The sequence below is a fragment of the Cryobacterium flavum genome, from assembly GCF_900103805.1.
GTDB lineage: Bacteria > Actinomycetota > Actinomycetes > Actinomycetales > Microbacteriaceae > Cryobacterium > Cryobacterium flavum.
Map to the genome: position 1 here is coordinate 72,173 of NZ_FNIB01000008.1, position 16,935 is coordinate 89,107.

The 16,935-nt window shown below is 66.3% G+C and carries 18 protein-coding genes; 3 read left to right on the forward strand and 15 right to left on the reverse strand.

Translation table 11 applies throughout. The features are described 5' to 3' along the window. Window positions 1-15: 15 nt before the first annotated feature. On the forward strand, window positions 16-1,065 hold the full coding sequence (locus tag BLS91_RS12890) for an AI-2E family transporter (RefSeq protein WP_092341169.1): 1,050 nt from the start codon (window positions 16-18) through the stop codon (window positions 1,063-1,065). Between the two features lie 16 nt (window positions 1,066-1,081). Here the strand turns inward: BLS91_RS12890 and BLS91_RS12895 are convergent, their stop codons facing one another. From BLS91_RS12895 to rpsB, 9 genes are all read right to left on the reverse strand, one after another. After that, the gene (locus tag BLS91_RS12895) at window positions 1,082-1,843 is read right to left on the reverse strand and encodes an alpha/beta hydrolase (protein WP_092341170.1); all 762 of its coding nucleotides are present in this window, start codon (window positions 1,841-1,843) and stop codon (window positions 1,082-1,084) included. Further along, on the reverse strand, window positions 1,840-2,145 hold the full coding sequence (locus tag BLS91_RS12900; RefSeq protein WP_092341171.1) for a hypothetical protein: 306 nt from the start codon (window positions 2,143-2,145) through the stop codon (window positions 1,840-1,842). The genes BLS91_RS12895 and BLS91_RS12900 overlap by 4 nt, the downstream gene beginning before the upstream one ends. 50 nt (window positions 2,146-2,195) lie before the next feature. Beyond that, window positions 2,196-2,858: an aggregation-promoting factor C-terminal-like domain-containing protein gene (locus tag BLS91_RS20690; protein ID WP_233197229.1), complete on the reverse strand. Its 663-nt coding sequence runs from the start codon at window positions 2,856-2,858 to the stop codon at window positions 2,196-2,198. 54 nt (window positions 2,859-2,912) lie between these two features. After that, window positions 2,913-3,656: a DivIVA domain-containing protein gene (locus BLS91_RS12910; protein ID WP_092341172.1), complete on the reverse strand. Its 744-nt coding sequence runs from the start codon at window positions 3,654-3,656 to the stop codon at window positions 2,913-2,915. 47 nt (window positions 3,657-3,703) lie between these two features. Beyond that, window positions 3,704-4,717, reverse strand: a complete 1,014-nt coding sequence (locus tag BLS91_RS12915; protein WP_092341173.1) for a phosphatidate cytidylyltransferase — start codon at window positions 4,715-4,717, stop codon at window positions 3,704-3,706. Between the two features lie 9 nt (window positions 4,718-4,726). Further along, entirely contained in the window at window positions 4,727-5,281 is a 555-nt protein-coding gene (gene frr, locus BLS91_RS12920; RefSeq protein ID WP_092108831.1) for a ribosome recycling factor, read from the reverse strand. Window positions 5,282-5,311: 30 nt separating this feature from the next. Then, window positions 5,312-6,067, reverse strand: a complete 756-nt coding sequence (gene pyrH / locus BLS91_RS12925; protein WP_092341174.1) for a UMP kinase — start codon at window positions 6,065-6,067, stop codon at window positions 5,312-5,314. A 124-nt stretch (window positions 6,068-6,191) separates the two neighbouring features. After that, window positions 6,192-7,019, reverse strand: coding sequence for a translation elongation factor Ts (tsf, locus tag BLS91_RS12930; RefSeq protein ID WP_092341175.1), 828 nt, complete (start codon window positions 7,017-7,019; stop codon window positions 6,192-6,194). A 10-nt stretch (window positions 7,020-7,029) separates the two neighbouring features. After that, window positions 7,030-7,974: a 30S ribosomal protein S2 gene (rpsB, locus tag BLS91_RS12935; protein WP_092341176.1), complete on the reverse strand. Its 945-nt coding sequence runs from the start codon at window positions 7,972-7,974 to the stop codon at window positions 7,030-7,032. A 325-nt stretch (window positions 7,975-8,299) separates the two neighbouring features. Here rpsB and BLS91_RS12940 point away from each other — a divergent pair, with 325 nt between their 5' ends. After that, entirely contained in the window at window positions 8,300-8,833 is a 534-nt protein-coding gene (locus tag BLS91_RS12940) for a M23 family metallopeptidase (RefSeq protein WP_092341177.1), read from the forward strand. Between the two features lie 19 nt (window positions 8,834-8,852). Here the strand turns inward: BLS91_RS12940 and BLS91_RS12945 are convergent, their stop codons facing one another. The 3 genes from BLS91_RS12945 to BLS91_RS12955 are packed head-to-tail and all read right to left on the reverse strand — an operon-like array spanning window position 8,853 to window position 12,098. Next, window positions 8,853-9,788: a tyrosine recombinase XerC gene (locus BLS91_RS12945; RefSeq protein WP_241982986.1), complete on the reverse strand. Its 936-nt coding sequence runs from the start codon at window positions 9,786-9,788 to the stop codon at window positions 8,853-8,855. Window positions 9,789-9,801: 13 nt separating this feature from the next. Continuing rightward, complete coding sequence (locus BLS91_RS12950) at window positions 9,802-10,725, reverse strand: phosphodiesterase (RefSeq protein WP_092341179.1); 924 nt, start codon at window positions 10,723-10,725, stop codon at window positions 9,802-9,804. 50 nt (window positions 10,726-10,775) lie between these two features. Continuing rightward, window positions 10,776-12,098, reverse strand: a complete 1,323-nt coding sequence (locus tag BLS91_RS12955) for a YncE family protein (protein ID WP_092341180.1) — start codon at window positions 12,096-12,098, stop codon at window positions 10,776-10,778. Between the two features lie 121 nt (window positions 12,099-12,219). On the opposite strand from BLS91_RS12955, the gene BLS91_RS12960 reads away from it, so the two are divergent. Next, window positions 12,220-13,707, forward strand: coding sequence for a pyridoxal phosphate-dependent decarboxylase family protein (locus BLS91_RS12960; protein WP_092341181.1), 1,488 nt, complete (start codon window positions 12,220-12,222; stop codon window positions 13,705-13,707). Between the two features lie 3 nt (window positions 13,708-13,710). Here BLS91_RS12960 and dprA read toward each other — a convergent pair whose 3' ends face one another. Genes dprA through BLS91_RS12975 form a run of 3 tightly spaced genes read right to left on the reverse strand, consistent with a single transcriptional unit; the run spans window position 13,711 to window position 16,933 of the window. Continuing rightward, the gene (gene dprA / locus BLS91_RS12965) at window positions 13,711-15,045 is read right to left on the reverse strand and encodes a DNA-processing protein DprA (RefSeq protein ID WP_092341182.1); all 1,335 of its coding nucleotides are present in this window, start codon (window positions 15,043-15,045) and stop codon (window positions 13,711-13,713) included. After that, complete coding sequence (locus BLS91_RS12970) at window positions 15,042-16,577, reverse strand: YifB family Mg chelatase-like AAA ATPase (RefSeq protein ID WP_092341183.1); 1,536 nt, start codon at window positions 16,575-16,577, stop codon at window positions 15,042-15,044. Before BLS91_RS12970 ends, dprA begins: the two co-directional genes overlap by 4 nt. Then, window positions 16,577-16,933 carry a YraN family protein gene (locus BLS91_RS12975; protein WP_092341184.1) on the reverse strand — a complete coding sequence of 119 codons (357 nt, stop codon included), beginning with the start codon at window positions 16,931-16,933 and terminating at the stop codon, window positions 16,577-16,579. Before BLS91_RS12975 ends, BLS91_RS12970 begins: the two co-directional genes overlap by 1 nt. Window positions 16,934-16,935: the final 2 nt, after the last annotated feature.

Consider the following 16,935-nt stretch of genomic DNA (forward strand, 5'->3'; position numbering starts at 1 on the left):
TCTTGGAGACGACACGTGAAAATTCAGAACGCCTTTCGATTCGGACTCGTCGGAACCCTGGGCGTAGGCCTGGGCCTGCTGATCATCACCTCGGTGATCACCCTGCAGACGATCATCATCTATGTCGGGGCCGCGCTGTTCATTGCGCTCGGCCTCGACCCGGCGGTCTCCTGGCTGGAGAAGAAGAAGTTCCCGCGCTGGGCGGCCATTCTCATCGTCGTCGCGGGCGTCCTCGGCGTACTCACCGGCGTGATCTTTGCGATCGTGCCAATCATCGTCGACCAGGTCTCCAAGCTGTCCAAGCTCATTCCCGAGCTCGTCACGGCCGTGAACAGCTCAACTTTCCTGAGCGATCTGCAGAAGCAGTTCCCCGGTCTCGACATCACCGAGATCACCAAGACGATCACTAATTTTCTCGGCGGAAACCTCACCAACATCACGGCGACGGTCGTGCAGTCGGGGTTGGCCTTCGTGAACGGGCTGTTCGGCGGGCTCATCATCCTGATTCTCACGCTCTACTTCACGGCCTCGCTGAACAACATGAAACGCGCCACCTACCAGCTGGTTCCCGCGTCCAAGCGGGAACGGTTCACCGACATCAGCGAACAGATCACCACGGCCGTCGGCCGCTACATCGTCGGCCAGGCGGCGTTGGCCTCGGTCAATGGCGTGCTGAGCTTCATCTTTCTGTCGATCATCGGCGCGCCGTTCCCGGCGCTGCTGGCGTTCATCGCCTTCCTGCTTTCGCTGATTCCGCTGGTCGGTACGATCTCCGGTTCGGTCATCATCGTGCTGACCTGCCTGATTCCCGAGATCGGCAGTTCTCCGCAGACCGCGCTGGCCGCGGCGATCTACTACCTCATCTATATGCAGGTCGAGGCATACGTACTCAGCCCCAACATCATGAACCGGGCCGTCTCTGTGCCGGGCGCGGTCGTCGTGATCGCGGCTCTGGCCGGCGGCAGCCTGCTCGGCATTCTCGGTGCCCTGATCGCGATCCCGGTGGCCGCTTCGGTCATCATGATCGTCAAACAGGTCGTCATCCCCCGCCAGAACGAACTCTGACGCCCGACGACCTGCCTCAGGAGTCAGCGGGCAGCGGCGCGGTCCACTCGGTCGGCAACGGCAGTGCGCCGGGGTTGATGGTGGCGACGATCTCGGTGAGCACCCGACGGGTCAGATTCTCGCCCACCCAGAGGTGCTTGCCACCCTCGACGGCGACCAGACGCATACCGGGCACGCTGGCGAACCGCAGGCGGGCGGCATCCGGTCGCAGGTAGTCGTCGAACTCGGGGATCAACGCGACCAGTTCGCGTTCGTTGCCGGCCCACGCTGCCAGCTCTTCGTTGGTCGTGCGGTGCAGCGGCGGTGACAGCAGGATGGCCCCGCGGATGGGATGCTCCAGGCCGTACTTGAGGGCCAGTTCGGTGCCGAAGGACCAGCCGACCAGCCAGGGATTGGGAAGGTGGCGTTCGGCGACGAAAGTCATTGCCGCGGCGACATCGGCCCGTTCGGTGAGGCCATGACCGAAATCACCCTCGCTGGTGCCGCGCGGCGATGACGTGCCGCGGGTGTTGAAGCGCAGCACGGCCAGATCGGCCAGGGCTGGCAGCCGGTTGGCGGCCTTTCGCAGAATGTGCGAGTCCATGAAGCCGCCGGCGGTGGGCAGCGGATGCAGCGTCACGAGTGTCGCTACCGGCGCACGATCCACCGGGGTCGCCAGCTCGCCCACCAGGGTGAGGCCGTCGCTGGTGCGCAGCTCGATGTGTTCGATGGTGGCGGGCAGTTCGATGCCACCACGAATATCAACCGGCACGGGTTCTCCTGAACTTTCGCGGGTCATTTGATCTTCCAACAGTGGGTGTGCCAGTGCCGCCGGTTGGAGAGGTCGGCGTTGTCGCCGAGCACTCCATCCCCGCGCCAGGTGACGATATGAGCGGTGCCGGGAAGGATTCCCTGGGTGCATCCCGGGCACAGATACGTTTTGACCGCCTGCTTGGCGGGAACCGGCTGCACGTGCCAAAGGCCGTCCCGCCGCACCTCACTGCGCCGCCACCCCGCGAGCAGATGATTCAGGTCAACGGCTTCGTCGTCGTCGACCGGCTGCTGGGCTTTGCGGCCTCGGGGTCGATTGCTGCGCGCCATGATTCCAGTCTAAAGTGCGCACCTGGCGCCGCTCGACAGCCGAAGTGCGGCTAGTACCAGCCCGAGGCCTGCGACTTCGCCCACGCGCCGCAGGGGGTGCCGTAGCGCCCGGTGATGTAACCCAGGCCCCATTCGATCTGCGTTCCGGCATTGGTGGCCCAGTCCTCGCCCGCCGTGGCCATTTTGGAGCCGGGGAGCGCCTGCGGAATCCCATAGGCTCCGCTCGAACCGTTCTGGGCGTTGACGCGCCAGCCAGATTCCTTCTGCCAGAGCGAGACGAGGCAGTTGTACTGGTCTTCGCCCCAGCCGCGAGCGGCAACGGCGTCGTAGGCGTAGGCCTGGGCCGAGCCGGGATCGGGCACGGCGGCAGAGGGGGCGGTGAAGCTCTGCGTTTTCTTTTCGACCGCGACGACGACGGGCACCGGTTGGGGCTTCTCGGTAACGGCATAGCCGTCGCGGGTAATGGTGTTGGCGTAGCTGCCGGCGACGAGAACGGCCTGGGCCGGCCCAGTATCGGTCGTGCTGCCGGCTATCTGAAAATACGGTGACGCCGTAGCGCCGGAGTAGGGGTCGACCACGGTGACGAGCACGAACGCACAGGCGGCGGTGAAGCCGAACATGAAGTGCGCGGGCTTCACCCGGCGTCGGGTACGACGAACTTTCGGCCGGGCCGCGGCCGGGACAGTGTCGATAACTTGCAGATGCCTACCCATTAGTAGACGACCTTAGCTGACAAATTAGGTAACGACCAAGTAACGGCGGTCAAATCAGCGGACCGCGAGCATGACGTCGACGACGCTGTCGAGCACGAGGTCCACCTGCGCTTCCCGGTATCCGCCCCGTTCAGGGCGAAAAACGGCGGTGCGAACCTCGTCAACGGTGAGCTCGCGACCGTCTTGAAAATACTTCACCAATTTGTTCGCGAGGCGGTCGACATCCACTCGTTTATAGCCAACCGCAAGCACACTGGTGCGGGTGAAACGGTGCCCGGGGGTGCGGCTGAGTCGGGCCACGATCACGTCGGCGGTGCCCTCGGCGTCAGCCATCCAGGCCTGCTCGCCCCGGTCGTGCGTCGCCTGATCGCGTTCCCGAGCCGCAAAGGCGTCTTCGAGCCGCTCCAGCGCCGCGTCGACGTGTTCGGGTGAGTATCCGCCCTTGTGCATGGCGAAGGCGGTATGACGGATCCCCTCGGCCGTCAATGCTGCACCGGTGCGGGCAGCTTCCGCCTCGGCCTTCTCCGCGACAATCGCGTGGATGGCCTCGGTCCCGTCGGCGGCGCCGGCTTCGTCGTCCGTGGTCGGCGGCGGCGTGGTGACGGTCTCGGTGTCGGCAGTCTCGGTGCCGGCGGCGATCTCGTCGACGGACTCCACGACACCGGTATCGGCATCGAGGTCGTCGCCCGGGTGGTCAGGCTGGTCGTACGCGCGTCGGGCTGCGGCCAGGAACGCGTCGACCTGGGAGACGTTGTAGCCGAGAAACTTCTTGACCACTCGGGGAAATATGGTGCTCATAGCCTCATTGTCTCGTACGAAGTTCGTGGGAAAAGAATCGGCCCGGCTCATGCAAAGACCAGGTAGAGCGCGTAGGCGGCAGCGGCCGACGGCAGGATCGAGTCGAGCCGGTCCAGAAAGCCGCCGTGCCCTGGCAGCCACGAGCTCATGTCTTTGATGCCGAGGTCACGCTTGATCAGTGATTCGGCCAGGTCGCCGAAGGTGGCGGTGAGCAGAATGACAGCGCCGAACACCAGTCCGAACCACCACGGCTGCTGGAGCATGAAGATCGACAGCAGCACACCAGCGATCATGCAGATCAGGCCGGCCCCGATGAAGCCTTCCCAGGTCTTCTTCGGGCTGATCGACGGTGCCATCGGGTGCTTGCCGAAGTTGAGGCCGCTGACGTAGGCTCCCGTGTCGGCAGAGATAACTAAGATCAGAAAGGCGAGCGTCCACCACTGTCCGTGGTCCTGGGCCACGAGCAGCACGGCGAAACTCGCGAGAAAGACCACGTAGACCTGAATCAGGATGCCGCCGCCCACGTCGCCAACGATGGATCGGACCGAGGCGCGATGTGACGGAATGACCAGCAGTGCCAGACGCCACAGGCCGATCAGCACGATGCCGCCGAGCATGACCAGCCATTGGCCGGTTGCCCCGCCATAGAACGCGGCCGGAACGATCGCGATGGCCGAGATGATCACGGGGATGCGCGGAACGTTGCGTCCGGCATGCCGCAGGGCCTGGGCCAGCTCGAACGCACAGAAACCGACGATCACGACGGCGAAGATCATGAAAAGCTGTTTGATGATGATGAGGCTCACCAGCATGGAGCCGCCGAGCACCAGTCCGATCAGGATGGCCAGAATGAGGTTGCGCCCAGTACGCGCTTCGATGCGTTCGTTGGCCTGGTCGAGTTGAGCCCGTGTGGCCTGCACCTGGCGTTCAAAATCGGCCTTGGTGGTTTGCACCTGGCGTTCGAAATCAGCGCGCGTGGTTTTCACTTGCGCCCGGAACTCGGCGCGACTGACGCCGCGACCGCGTTTGTGCGGCTGGTCATTCTCCGGTTTCTCGGTCATCTGAAGCTCCTAGATCTCGAGGAGTTCGGCTTCCTTGCGCTTGAAAGCGTCGTCGATACCGTCCACGTGGCTCTTGGTGATCAGCTCGAGTTCCTTCTCGGCACGACCGACTTCGTCGTCGCCGACCTCGCTCTTGAGGGCGTCGAGTTCATCCTTGGCCTTGCGGCGAATGTTGCGCACCGAGATGCGGGCATCCTCTGCTTTGGCCTTGACGATCTTCACGAACTCCTTGCGGCGTTCCGTGGTGAGTTCGGGCAGGGTGGCGCGAATGGTGGTGCCGTCGTTGCCGACGTTGGCACCCAGGTTCGGGGTGTCGCGAATGGCGATTTCGATGTCGCGCAGCGCTGCCTTGTCATACGGGCCGATCAGCATGGTGCGTGCTTCCTGGTTCTGCAGCGACGCAAGCTGTTCGAGCGGCGTCAGGGTGCCGTAGTAGCTCACCAGAATTTTCGCGAACATTTGCGGGTTGGCTCGCCCGGTGCGCACGGTACCAAAGTCGTCTTTGGCGGCCTCGAGGGCCCGGTTCATGCGCGCAGTGGCGTCGGAAAGAACATCCGCGATCACGGTGACTCCTTTATTTGTGGTGAAACAATTCTAGTTGGAGACGCGAGTGCCCAGATCGGTGCCGAGGATGGCTGCGGTCACGTTGCCCTCCGGCGCCATGCCGAAGACCTGCATGGGCATGTGGTTGTCCATGCACAGGCTGAAGGCGGTGGAGTCGACCACTTTGAGGCCGCGCTGCAGGGCTTCCAGGTAGGTGATGTGGTGAATCTTTTGGGCGTCGGGGTTGGTGCGGGGGTCGTCGGAATAAACGCCGTCAACGCCGTTCTTGGCCACCAGCACGACGTCGGCGTCGATTTCGAGGGCGCGCTGCGCGGCGACGGTGTCGGTGGAGAAGTAGGGCAGTCCGGCGCCGGCACCGAAGATGACGACGCGGCCCTTCTCCAGGTGGCGTTCGGCGCGCCGCGGAATGTACTGCTCGGCCACCTGGGTCATCGAGATGGCGGACTGTACGCGCGTTTCGGCGCCGGCCTGTTCGAGAAAGTCCTGCAGGGCCAGGGCGTTCATGACAGTGCCGAGCATACCCATGTAGTCGGCGCGGCCGCGGTCCATGCCGCGCTGGGAGAGCTCGGCACCGCGAAAGAAGTTTCCGCCGCCGACCACGATGGCCACCTCGACCTGCTTGGCGCCCTCGGCGATTTCACGGGCCAACGAGCTCACGACATCCGGATTGACGCCGACGGCGCCACCGCCGAAGGCCTCACCGGAGAGTTTGAGGAGCACCCGTCGTTTCTTGACGACCGCGGTCGGGCTGGTGTGGGTCGTGGGCGAGCTGGCCGTGTCAGTCATGTCGTGCGGGGCCTTCCGAGAGGGAGTGTTACCAAACTACCAAGTGCACGCGCGTACCCCAGCGGGGGCACACACACAAACGGAGGCCGGATTGCTTTCGCAATCCGACCTCCGACATTTATTGTTAGGCGCCGACCTTGAACCGGGCGAAGCCCGACACGGTCAGTTTTGCATCGTCCAGAACCTTCGCAACGGACACCTTGTTGTCCTTGGCGTAGTCCTGTTCGAGCAGGGCGACCTGCTTGAGATACGCCTTGACGCGTCCCTCAACGATCTTGGGCAGTGCCGCTTCCGGTTTGCCCTCGTTCTTCGAGATCTCGGTGACGATCTTGCGCTCAGTCTCCACCAGATCGGCCGGAACGTCGCTCGCTGCGAGGTACTCGGGGTTGGCGAACGATATGTGCTGGGCCACGCTGCGCGCGGTCTCCACATCGGTGCCGGAGAAGCCCAGAACAACGCCGACCTGCGGGGGCAGGTCCTTGCTGGTCTTGTGCAGGTAGATCGAGAACGACTCGCCGGTGACGGCCGCAACACGGCGAAGTTCGAACTTCTCGCCGATGATTGCGGCTTCGCCGTCGATGAGCTCGGCAACGGTCTGGGTTCCAGCGGATGCTGCCAGTCCGGCCTCAACCGTGGTCGCGCCAGCGGCGGCGATCGCGTCGAGAACCTTGTCGGCCAGAACGACGAACTTGTCGCCCTTAGCGACGAAGTCGGTCTCGCAGGCGAGTTCGATCATGTACGCGGTCGTGCCGATTTCCTTGGCGGCGACGAGTCCCTCAGAGGTGGAACGGTCAGCGCGCTTGGCGTTGCCCTTGGCACCCTTGAGACGCAGGATCTCGATGGCCTTGTCCATGTCGCCGTCAGCTTCAACGAGGGCATTTTTGGTGTCGACCATTCCGGTGCCGAGGTTCTCGCGAAGAGCCTTGACGTTTTCGAGTGTGAAGTTTGCCATACCGGGTTCCTTACTTGGTCTCGTCGGTTGGGACGGTCTCGTCGGCAACCGGAGCGACGGCAGCCAGAACGGCGGCAACGTCGGCGTCGGCGACTGCATCGGCGATGGTGGGCTCTGCAACGACGGCCTCGTCGGCCACGACGGTAGCGTCGGCAACCTTCTCGGTCTCGGCAGAGGACTGCGCGGGGGTGGTCTCGACGTCGGACGCCTGGAGCAGTTCAGCTTCCCACGCGGCGAGGGGCTCAACTTCGGCCTCCGGCTTGGCGTGGCGCTGGATCAGGCCCTCGGCTGCGGCGTCCGCGATGATGCGGGTCAGCAGCCCAACGGAGCGAATGGCGTCGTCGTTGCCCGGGATCGGGTACTGCACGTCGTCGGGGTCGCAGTTGGTGTCGAGGATGGCGATAACCGGGATGCCAAGCTTGCGCGCCTCGTCAATGGCGAGGTGCTCCTTGTTGGTGTCGACAACCCACAGGGCAGACGGGGTCTTCGTGAGGTTGCGGATTCCGCCGAGGCTCTTGTGCAGCTTGACGAGTTCGCGCTTCTTGATGAGCATTTCCTTCTTCGTGAAACCGCTCTTGGCGGTGTCTTCGAAGTCGAGCTCTTCGAGTTCTTTCATGCGGGCCAGACGCTTGGAAACGGTCTGGAAGTTGGTGAGAAGTCCACCGAGCCAACGCTGGTTGACGTACGGCTGGCCCACGCGCTGCGCCTGCTCCGAGATGGATTCCTGGGCCTGCTTCTTGGTGCCGACGAAGAGGATGGTGCCGCCGTGGGCAACCGTCTCCTTGACGAAGTCATAGGCCTTGTCAACGAAACCGAGCGACTGCTGCAGGTCGATGATGTAGATGCCGGAACGCTCGGTGAAGATGAAGCGCTTCATCTTCGGGTTCCAACGGCGGGTCTGGTGCCCGAAGTGCACGCCGCTGTCGAGCAGCTGGCGGATTGTTACGACGGCCATGTGCCGTACTCCTGTTCTGATGCAGGCCTCGAGAGGCCCCACCAATCGGTTTGTGCGATGATCGGTCGATCATCACTCCTGGTGCCCGGCACATGTCCGCCCTGTTCACGCTGGTTACTCGTGAGACGGGACCGATTGGACATGGCGGCCAAATGGGCACGCGTAGTCAGCGCACAAAGCGCTGCTGGGGATAGCGTATCACCGACGGGAGTGCTCGGGCGACCGTGCCGTGTGACCGGCTCCTCCACAGGACCTGACCTCTGGAGATGTACACCAATGCAGCCGAGGCCCGGCGGTTGCCGGAGCCCGGCGGCAGGGTGGAGGCATGCAGAATCTGCGCGCGCTGGCGGCATCCGCTCTCGTTACTGTGATCGTCGTGTTTGGTGCTGGGCCGGCGTCGGACGCCGTGTCAGCCGGGACTTCGTCGTCAGCCGCAGCGACTACAACGGATGACTGGCGTTGGCCGCTCGCGGAACCCCACCGTTTGATCCGGGGGTTTGTGGCGCCGGAATCACAGTATGCGGGCGGCCATCGCGGGATCGATCTGGCGGCCGCGGCGAACGAGAAGGTCTTTGCTGCCCACGACGGCGTGGTGTCCTTTGCGGGCCGAGTCGTCGATCGGTCGGTGCTGTCGATCATGCAGCCGAACGATGTGATCACGACGGTCGAGCCGGTGGACGCCGTAGTCGCGGTGGGCGATCATGTTCGGGCCGGGCAGCTGATCGGCACCGTCGCGAGCGGCGGTCATTGCCCGCCCGGGTGCCTGCACTTCGGTGTTCGTCAGCACGGCTGGTACGTGTCGCCACTACTCTTCCTGGGGAATGTGCCGCGCGCGGTGTTGTTGCCCGCCGTGCCATGACCGCGACTGGGTCATGCGGTCAGGCACGGGGGTGGGCGAGTCCGTAGCTGGCTTTGAGGCGTTCCGCCGAGACGTGGGTGTAGATCTGGGTGGTACCGAGGCTGACGTGACCGAGCAGTTCCTGTACGGCGCGCAGGTCGGCTCCGCCGTCGAGCAGGTGGGTGGCAGCGGTGTGGCGCAGGGCGTGCGGTCCGGCCGGGCCGGTGCCGCCGATTGCGTCGAGGAGGGCAGCAACGAGGCGATAGACCCCGCGCACGCCGAGGCGCTGGCCTGTGCGGCCCAGGAACAACGCGACGGTATTGGGCGCCGTCGCGCTGTTGGGCGGCGCTCCAGCTTGTGCAAGCAGCGCCGGCCGGGCTTGGCGCAGGTACTCGACGAGGGCGCGTTTTGCCGGCACCCCGAACGGAACCACGCGTTCCTTGGCGCCCTTGCCGGTGACCCGCACGGTCAGCCGATCCAGGTCAACGTCGGGCAGATCGAGACCCACGAGCTCGGAGACGCGCAGCGCCGAGGCGTAGAGCAGCTCGACAATCGCGAGATCGCGCAGTGCGAGCGCCTCTCCACCACTGGCGCGCGCCGCCAAGAGATCGAGCAGATCGGTCATCTGGGTGTGGGTGATGACCCGCGGCAGGGTGCGCCCCGGCTTCGGCGAGCGCAGGCGGGCCGCCGGGTCGGCGCTGTCGTCATGGCTGCGCGCCAGCCACGCGGTGAAGCTGCGCGCCGACGCCGACCGGCGAGCCAGGGTGGCCCGGGCCAGGCCGGCCTGGGTGGCCGCCCAGAGCCATTCCCGCAGCAGTTCGAGACTGAGGTCAGCGGATGCCTCGACGCCCCGGTCGCCGGCAAACCCGGCCAGTTGGTTCAGGTCGGTGCGGTAGGCCCGCAGCGTGTGCACCGAGTAGCCGCGCTCAGCGCTGAGGTAGCGCAGAAACTCGTCGATGTCGTTGTTCAGCTCCACCCTGTGGTTCCCTTCACTGCTGGCGAGAAAAGGCCTCCCGGCGGCCTTCGGGGGTGAGCACAGCCAGCTGATCGACATAGGCAGCGGGAAAGTGCGTGACGGCGACGAACTCTCCGATCGGCAGCTGGGAGTGCGTGATCTGGTCGGTGTAGACGTGCACGAGGTTGAGCGTCTGAGCGCCGTTCACCCCGGTGAGTTCACGGTCGGGGGCGCCGAGGTCCATCGTGTAGCAGGTCGCAGCCGCGACCGATACCGGGATACCGGCGAACAGACCCTGGGTGGAATAGTGCAGGTGCCCGCCGAGGATGGCCCGCACATCACTGCCCGCCAGTACGGCGGCCAGTCGCGGCTGGTCCTGCAGTTCGAGCACGCTCATCAACGGCAGCGGGGTGGGTATCGGCGGGTGGTGCAGGGCCAGAATTGACCCGCGCGGGGACGGCGTTGACAGAATCGCGCGCAGCCATTCGAGCTGGTCATCGGTGATCTCGCCGTGGTGATAGCCCGGAACGCTCGTGTCGAGGACGATGATGCGCAGGCCATCGAGGTCGTGCACTTGATCGACGGGGGCCTGATCGACGGGCTCCCCAACGCCGCCCGACTGCGTCTCGCCGAGAAGCTCGGCACGAAACGGTTCGCGCTGATCGTGGTTTCCCATCACCCAGACGATCGCCGCCCCCCATTGCGCGGCTGCAGCCTCAACGATGCCGCGAATGCGGCGGTAGGCATCCGCTTCGCCGCGATCGGCCACGTCACCGGTGAGGATGAACGCGTCGGGGCGAATGCCCGAGCGGTGCAGCTGCTCGAAGGCACGATGCACGGTCTGGTCGGTGTCGACGGCTCCGTAGAGCGTCGCGCCGTCGCGCAGAAAATGGGTGTCACTGACATGCACCAGAATTTTCTCGGCGGGCGCGTACTGACCCAGCTGCACGGCTGCCATGAATCACCTTTCGTCGGTCTTCAGACTACGGGCAGCCACCGACAGCCGTGTCAGAACACCGGCAGCACCGACACCGTGTTGTCGTCGTAATTGGTGATGCCCACCTTGCTGCCGTCGGGGGTGACCGCGAGGCTCGTCGGGGTATGCCCGACCGGGATGCGACTGAGCACCCGGTTGGTGGCGGTACTGATCGTGACGATGGTGTTGTTCTCGGTCGACAGCACGTAGAGTTTCGTTCCGTCTGGACTCACCGTCAGGGCGCCGGGGGCGGTGATGGCGATGCTGGCCCGCACCCGATTCGTGGCGGTGTCGATGACTTCCACGGCATTGGACGGCCCGGTGAGCAGGTCGCGTCCGAGGCTGGCGTAGACCGTCTTACCGTCGGGTGATGGTGCCGACGCGATCGGCGGGTGCGAGGTGTTGAACTCCTGCAGCGGTCCCTGGGGCGCGGCCGTGTCAATGATCAGCACGCCGTAGTCGTCGCCGTTGCTCAGGTAGACCTTCTTTCGATCAGCGCTCGGAGTGAGTTCACCGACCGGGGCACCGGTGAAGATCGGCTCGGCGAGCGAGCGGGTGGCGATGGTCGCCACAGTGATATCGAACAGTGAGGGCGAACCGCCGATGTAGAGCGATTTGCCGTCGGGGGTGGCCACGAGGTCACCGCAGGCGCCGGCCTGGAAGGAGTAGGCGACCGTGTTTGTGGCAATGTTGAGGGCGTAGATCTTTTCGTCGCTGCAGGTGCTCACGAACACCTGTTTCTGGTTGGTAGACACTGCGAGAGCTCGGGGGGTGCCGCCCAGCGGAATGGTGGCGATGACTGTGCCGGTGGCCGTGTCGATCACCGAGACCGTACGCGCGCCGGCGTTGGCGACGTACGCCCAGCGGCCGTTTTTCGTCACGATGAGCTCGCGCGGATTGGCACCGACGGCGATCGTGGCCGGAGCGACGGGCTTGGTCGACGCGCTCGTCTTCGAGACCGTCTGATACCCGGTCTTGGTGCCGGTGACGGTCACGGTGACGCGCTTGCCCACCTGGGTGTTGGAGGGCGTGAAAGTGGCTGCCGTGGCGCCCGATACCGCCACACCGTTCACCTTCCAGCGGTAGGACAGCGTTACCGGAGCCGGTTTCCAGGTGCCCGGCGAGGCGGTCAGCCGCCGACCGGCCTGCGGTACACCGCTGATGGTGGGAATCGGCGTTGCGGTCAACTGGCTGGCTGCGGGCTGAATCGCGGTCGGCTGGCTCATCGTGCGGGGCGCGCTGGTCGCGGGGTTTGCGAGCGCCGCCGGAGCGGAGGCCAGGACGGCCGCTCCAACGGCGAGAACGGTGAGTGCGAAGCCGAGGCCTCGACGTTGGACGGCTACTGGTGCGCTCATGACATCCACTTCTCTGAAAATTCTGACAGTCGACAGGGTGGGGCAATTGGCGATGTTGCGGGTTACAGTAGCCCCGTCACCGTCCGGCGACAAGGGCGCATGGGCGGGCTATCATGGCACCATGTCTGCCCAGCCGGACGCCTATTTCGAGGCTCTGGATCGTGCGCTGCTGCACGCCCAGGCCTGGCTTGCGTCGCTTCCTTCCCGCCCGGTCGGCCCCCGCGTCGACGCCGATACCCTGGCCGCGCTGTCGGCTGGCCCGCTGCCCCCTGCCCCGACCCCTGCGGCTGACGTCATCGATGAACTCGCTTCGTTTGCCGAACCCGGCCTGATGGCGATGCCGTCCGGCCGGTTCTTCGGCTGGGTCATTGGCGGAACCCTGCCGGCGGCCCTCGCCGCCGATTGGCTGGTCACCGCATGGGATCAGAATGCCGGAATGCGCTTCGCCACGCCCGCGACCGCCGTGCTCGAGGAGACCGCCGCCGGCTGGCTCCTCGACCTGCTGGGGCTACCGCCGGGAGCGGATGTCGGATTCACAACGGGCGCGACCATGGCCAATTTCGTCGGTCTCGCCGCCGGTCGACAGTGGGTACTCGAGCAGGCCGGGTGGGAAATCGACCGGGACGGCCTGACGGGCGGTCCCCGGGTGCGGGTCTTTGTGGGCGCCGAGCGTCACGAGGTCATCGATCTCACGCTGCGCTACCTCGGTCTCGGGGCGCCGATCGTGGTGGATGTCGACGCTGAGGGGCGGTTACGGCCCGACGCCCTCGCCGAGCTACTGAATGCCGGCTCCGGCCCGGCGATCGTCTGCCTTCAGGCCGGCAACGTGCATTCCGGAGCGTCTGACCCGATGGGTGCGGCGATCGACGTGGCCCGCCGGCACGGAGCCTGGGTGCACGTCGACGGCGCGTTCGGCCTGTGGGCGGCGGCCAGTCCGCGGTTTCGCGACCAGCTAACCGGTCTGGAACGGGCTGATTCCTGGGCCACCGACGCCCACAAAACCCTCAACGTTCCCTACGACTGCGGGGTGGCGATCGTGTCGCGGCCCGAGGTGGTGCGCCGGGTCTTCGGCGTGCACACCAGCTACCTCATCGCCGCGGACGCTGCAGGCGAACACCGCAGCCCCGGCGACCCGTTCGAGAAGGTGCCCGAATTATCCCGTCGGGCACGGGGCGTTCCGGTCTGGGCGGCGCTTCGATCCCTCGGCCGCGCCGGCACGATTGCTCTGGTCGACGGTCTCGCCGCGAACGCAAAGGCCCTGGCCGACGGCCTTCGGGCCATGCCGGGCGTTAAGGTGCTCAACGAGGTCGTGTTCACGCAGGTGTGCGTGAGCTTCGGCAGCGACGATCGCACCCGACAAGTGACCCAGCAACTCATTGCCGACGGTTCGGCCTGGATGTCGGGGTCGCGCTGGCACGACCGGGACATCCTGCGCATCTCGGTGAGCAACTGGTCGACGGATGCCGCGGACGTCGCGCTCTCCCTCGCCGCAGTGGCGCGGGCCTGCGCGGCAGTGGATGCTCACCCTGCACGATCAGCGGACGCGAAGGCGATCCCGCCCCGGCCGACAGCAGCGAGCACTCCCCACGCGACCGACGATCAAGACTGAGCCCTAGGCCCGCCGCACCCAGCCGGCCTCCCGCTCCTGGGCAGCCCCGTCGAGATCGAGCCCGCCGAGGGCACCGCGCACTGCCGCGCTTGACAGCCCGGCCCGACGGGACAGGTCGGCGACCGTGCGCGGCGAGCGTCCGCTCAGGGCATCGAACACGCGGATCTGGTCGCTCGTGCGCGGTATCGGACCCGGCCCGGCATCGGTGACAGCAAAGTCGAGGGGCACCTGGATCGACCGCTCCCCGACGAGCTCGGCCATCTCGGTCGGGCTGGTCACGCAGACCGCGGCGAATTCGCGAATGAGACGGTGGCAGCCGGCCGAGGTGGGGCTCGTGATGGGACCCGGTACGGCGCCGAGCGGCCGACCCAGCGCGGAGGCGTGTCCGGCCGTGTTGAGGGAGCCCGACCGCCAGCCCGCCTCCAGTACGACCGTCGCCGCGCTCGCTGCGGCGATCAACCGGTTTCTCTGCAGAAAGCGCCACTTCGTGGGTGCGGCGCCGCAGGGCAGCTCGGAGATCACCGCCCCGGAGGCGACGATTCGGGTGAGCAGGGAGTCGTGGCCACTCGGGTAGAACCGGTCGACTCCCCCAGCCAGAAAGGCCACGGTCACGCCGTCGCTGGCCAGTGCGGCCCGGTGGGCCATCCCATCGATGCCATAGGCGGCACCGGAGACGACCGCGAATCCGCGGTCGACCAACCCGGCCGAGGCTTCCATGGCGATGTGCTCGCCATAGCCGGTGGCCGCCCGCGCCCCGACCAGCGCGATCGAGTTAGGCAGCGCGGCGAGGGCACCGGGTACGCCGCGCCACCACAACGCGAGCGGCGCATGCTGTTCGAGGTCGCCGAGCGAAGACGGCCACAGGGCATCCGTGGCCAGCAGCAACCGTGCATCGACGCGGGCCGCTTGCTGCAGCGAGCGGATGACGTCACCCGAGTTGAGCCGCGGCCGCCAGCGCTGCAGTCCCGCGTCGAGAGCCAGCTCCAGCTCGGCGCTGGTGTGAGCATCCGCTTCGGTGGGATCGGCGCTGGGACCGGCCGCAAAGACGAGATCGGGCCCGTCCGGGTCTTCGCCGAGCGCGTCTCGCACGAGCGCGCCGATGCGCACCGGGCTCCACGACTCGAGAATGGCGGTCAGGGCCACGCTCGCGCCAAGGCTCGCCACGAGCAAGCCCGCCGTACCGTCACCGGGTTCGGCAATGCCCGACCAGGCCGCGCGGGCGAAGACCTCGCCGGCCGCGGCGGAGTCAGCGTTGTCGCCAGCGTCAACCGGCATTCCACGGCGTACGCCGGCAGTGAGCTGACTCACCCGGGTTTCGTCGAGCCCGAACAGCGTCATGATGTCATTCCTTTGCGTAGGTAGAGGGCTTGGCCGACCTGGTCAGGGCCGGGAATGGTAAGACCGTCGTAGTCGGCCAGGGTCCACGCGATGCGCAGCACCCGGTCGTAGCCGCGCATGGTGATTCCGCCACGTTCAAGCGCGCGGTCGAGGCCGGCGGTGGTGCTCGGGGCCAGGCGCACCGCCGCGCCGCGCAGCCAGGGGCCCGGAACTTGGGAGTTCAGACTCCAGGCGGTGCTGCGAAGCCGCTCGGCCGCGGCAGCCCGCGCGGTGACCACCCGCTCTCGGGCGATGACACTCGTCATCCGCAGGGTGCCCGCGGCGAGGCGCAGCTGGGCGGCGGTGATTCGTTTGACGTTGAGTTGAATGTCGATGCGGTCAAGCAACGGCCCGGAGATGCGGGCGAGGTAGCGGCGGCGGGCGTTCGGCGGGCAGGTGCAGCTCAGATCGCCAGCGCCATACTGCCCGCACGGGCACGGGTTGGCCGCCATGACCAGTTGAAACCGGGCGGGAAAGTGCGCGACGGCATTGGCCCGGTGAATGCTGATCCAGCCGGATTCCAGCGGCTGACGCAGGGCGTCAAGCACCGGTGAGGCGAATTCGGGAGCCTCGTCGAGGAACAGAACGCCGTGCGAGGCCTGCGACGCGGCCCCCGGCCGAATCTGCCCGTTGCCACCGCCCACCATGGCGGCGGCTGTCGCGGTGTGATGTGGTGCTTCCCACGGCGGCCGAGTAATCAGGGTGTCGCCCAGTCCGAGGCCGCTGAGCGAGCGCAGCGAGCTGACCTCGAGCGAGCTCGCCGGGTCGAGGTCAGGCAACAGCCCGGGCAGGCGGGCCGCAAGCATTGTCTTTCCGGCTCCGGGCGGGCCGAGCAGAAACACGTGATGACCGCCGGCGGCGGCAATCTGCAGGGCCAAAATGGCGTCGTCGTTGCCGATCACGTCGGCCAGGTCGGGCTCGGCAACCAGATCGGTCGGCACTGTTGCGGCCAGAATCGGCTCAACCGGTATCGGGGGCAGTTGGGCGCCGTGAAAGATCGCCGCATCGCGCAGCGACGTGACACCGATCACCCGAACGTCGGGCACGAGTCGGGCCTCGGCCTCGTTGCCGATCGGCACCATCACAGTGGTGTGACCGAGGCGGGCGGCCGTCATCACCCCGGGAAGAATGCCCGGCGTCGGCCGCAGCCGACCATCGAGGGCGAGTTCGCCGAAATGCACGACCTTACCGACCGATTCGCCCGAAACGGTGCTGTCAGCCGCCAGGCAAGCCAACGCGATCGCGAGGTCGAAGCCGGCGCCGTGCTTGGGCAACGCGGCCGGCGACAGATTGATGGTGAGACGGTGAACGGTGAGGGGGCATCCGCTGTTGGCCGCCGCGGCGCGCACCCGCTGAGTCGCCTGCGCCAGGGCGGCATCGGGCAGACCGATCAAAATCATGCCCGGTAGTTGCGCGGAGATGTCGGCCTCGACCTCGACGAGTGCTCCGGTCAGGCCGAGCATCGCGACGGCGTGGGTGCGGGCGATTCCCATCAGAACACACCCTCGAGGTGTTCGATGACCGGTTCACGGCCCCTCGGCGCGATCACAGCGATGACGTCGAGCCGAATCTGGCGCGGCCAGCGCTCGGCCGCCGCGCACCAGGCGGCTGCGAGTCGGCGCATCCGGGCCAGCTTTTTCACGGTGACCGCCTCAAACGGATGCCCGAAGCGCAGGCTACTGCGCGTCTTCACCTCGACGAAGACGACTGCCGCGCCGCGCTGTACGACGAGGTCGATCTCTCCCTCCGCACACCGCCAGTTGCGGGTGAGGATGGTGTAGCCGGCACCCTGAAGAAAAAGCGCGGCCTGCTCTTCGCCGAGTTTGCCGAGTTCGTCCTTGCGCGCCACGA

Bases quoted from the DNA above. Each gene is read 5' to 3' on its own strand.
- BLS91_RS12895 (WP_092341170.1), bottom strand. From the start codon at position 1,843: ATGACCCGCGAAAGTTCAGGAGAACCCGTGCCGGTTGATATTCGTGGT.
- BLS91_RS12900 (WP_092341171.1), bottom strand. From the start codon at position 2,145: ATGGCGCGCAGCAATCGACCCCGAGGCCGCAAAGCCCAGCAGCCGGTC.
- BLS91_RS20690 (WP_233197229.1), bottom strand. From the start codon at position 2,858: ATGGGTAGGCATCTGCAAGTTATCGACACTGTCCCGGCCGCGGCCCGG.
- BLS91_RS12910 (WP_092341172.1), bottom strand. From the start codon at position 3,656: ATGAGCACCATATTTCCCCGAGTGGTCAAGAAGTTTCTCGGCTACAAC.
- BLS91_RS12915 (WP_092341173.1), bottom strand. From the start codon at position 4,717: ATGACCGAGAAACCGGAGAATGACCAGCCGCACAAACGCGGTCGCGGC.
- pyrH (WP_092341174.1), bottom strand. From the start codon at position 6,067: ATGACTGACACGGCCAGCTCGCCCACGACCCACACCAGCCCGACCGCG.
- tsf (WP_092341175.1), bottom strand. From the start codon at position 7,019: ATGGCAAACTTCACACTCGAAAACGTCAAGGCTCTTCGCGAGAACCTC.
- rpsB (WP_092341176.1), bottom strand. From the start codon at position 7,974: ATGGCCGTCGTAACAATCCGCCAGCTGCTCGACAGCGGCGTGCACTTC.
- BLS91_RS12940 (WP_092341177.1), top strand. From the start codon at position 8,300: ATGCAGAATCTGCGCGCGCTGGCGGCATCCGCTCTCGTTACTGTGATC.
- BLS91_RS12950 (WP_092341179.1), bottom strand. From the start codon at position 10,725: ATGGCAGCCGTGCAGCTGGGTCAGTACGCGCCCGCCGAGAAAATTCTG.
- BLS91_RS12955 (WP_092341180.1), bottom strand. From the start codon at position 12,098: ATGAGCGCACCAGTAGCCGTCCAACGTCGAGGCCTCGGCTTCGCACTC.
- BLS91_RS12960 (WP_092341181.1), top strand. From the start codon at position 12,220: ATGTCTGCCCAGCCGGACGCCTATTTCGAGGCTCTGGATCGTGCGCTG.
- dprA (WP_092341182.1), bottom strand. From the start codon at position 15,045: ATGACGCTGTTCGGGCTCGACGAAACCCGGGTGAGTCAGCTCACTGCC.
- BLS91_RS12970 (WP_092341183.1), bottom strand. From the start codon at position 16,577: ATGGGAATCGCCCGCACCCACGCCGTCGCGATGCTCGGCCTGACCGGA.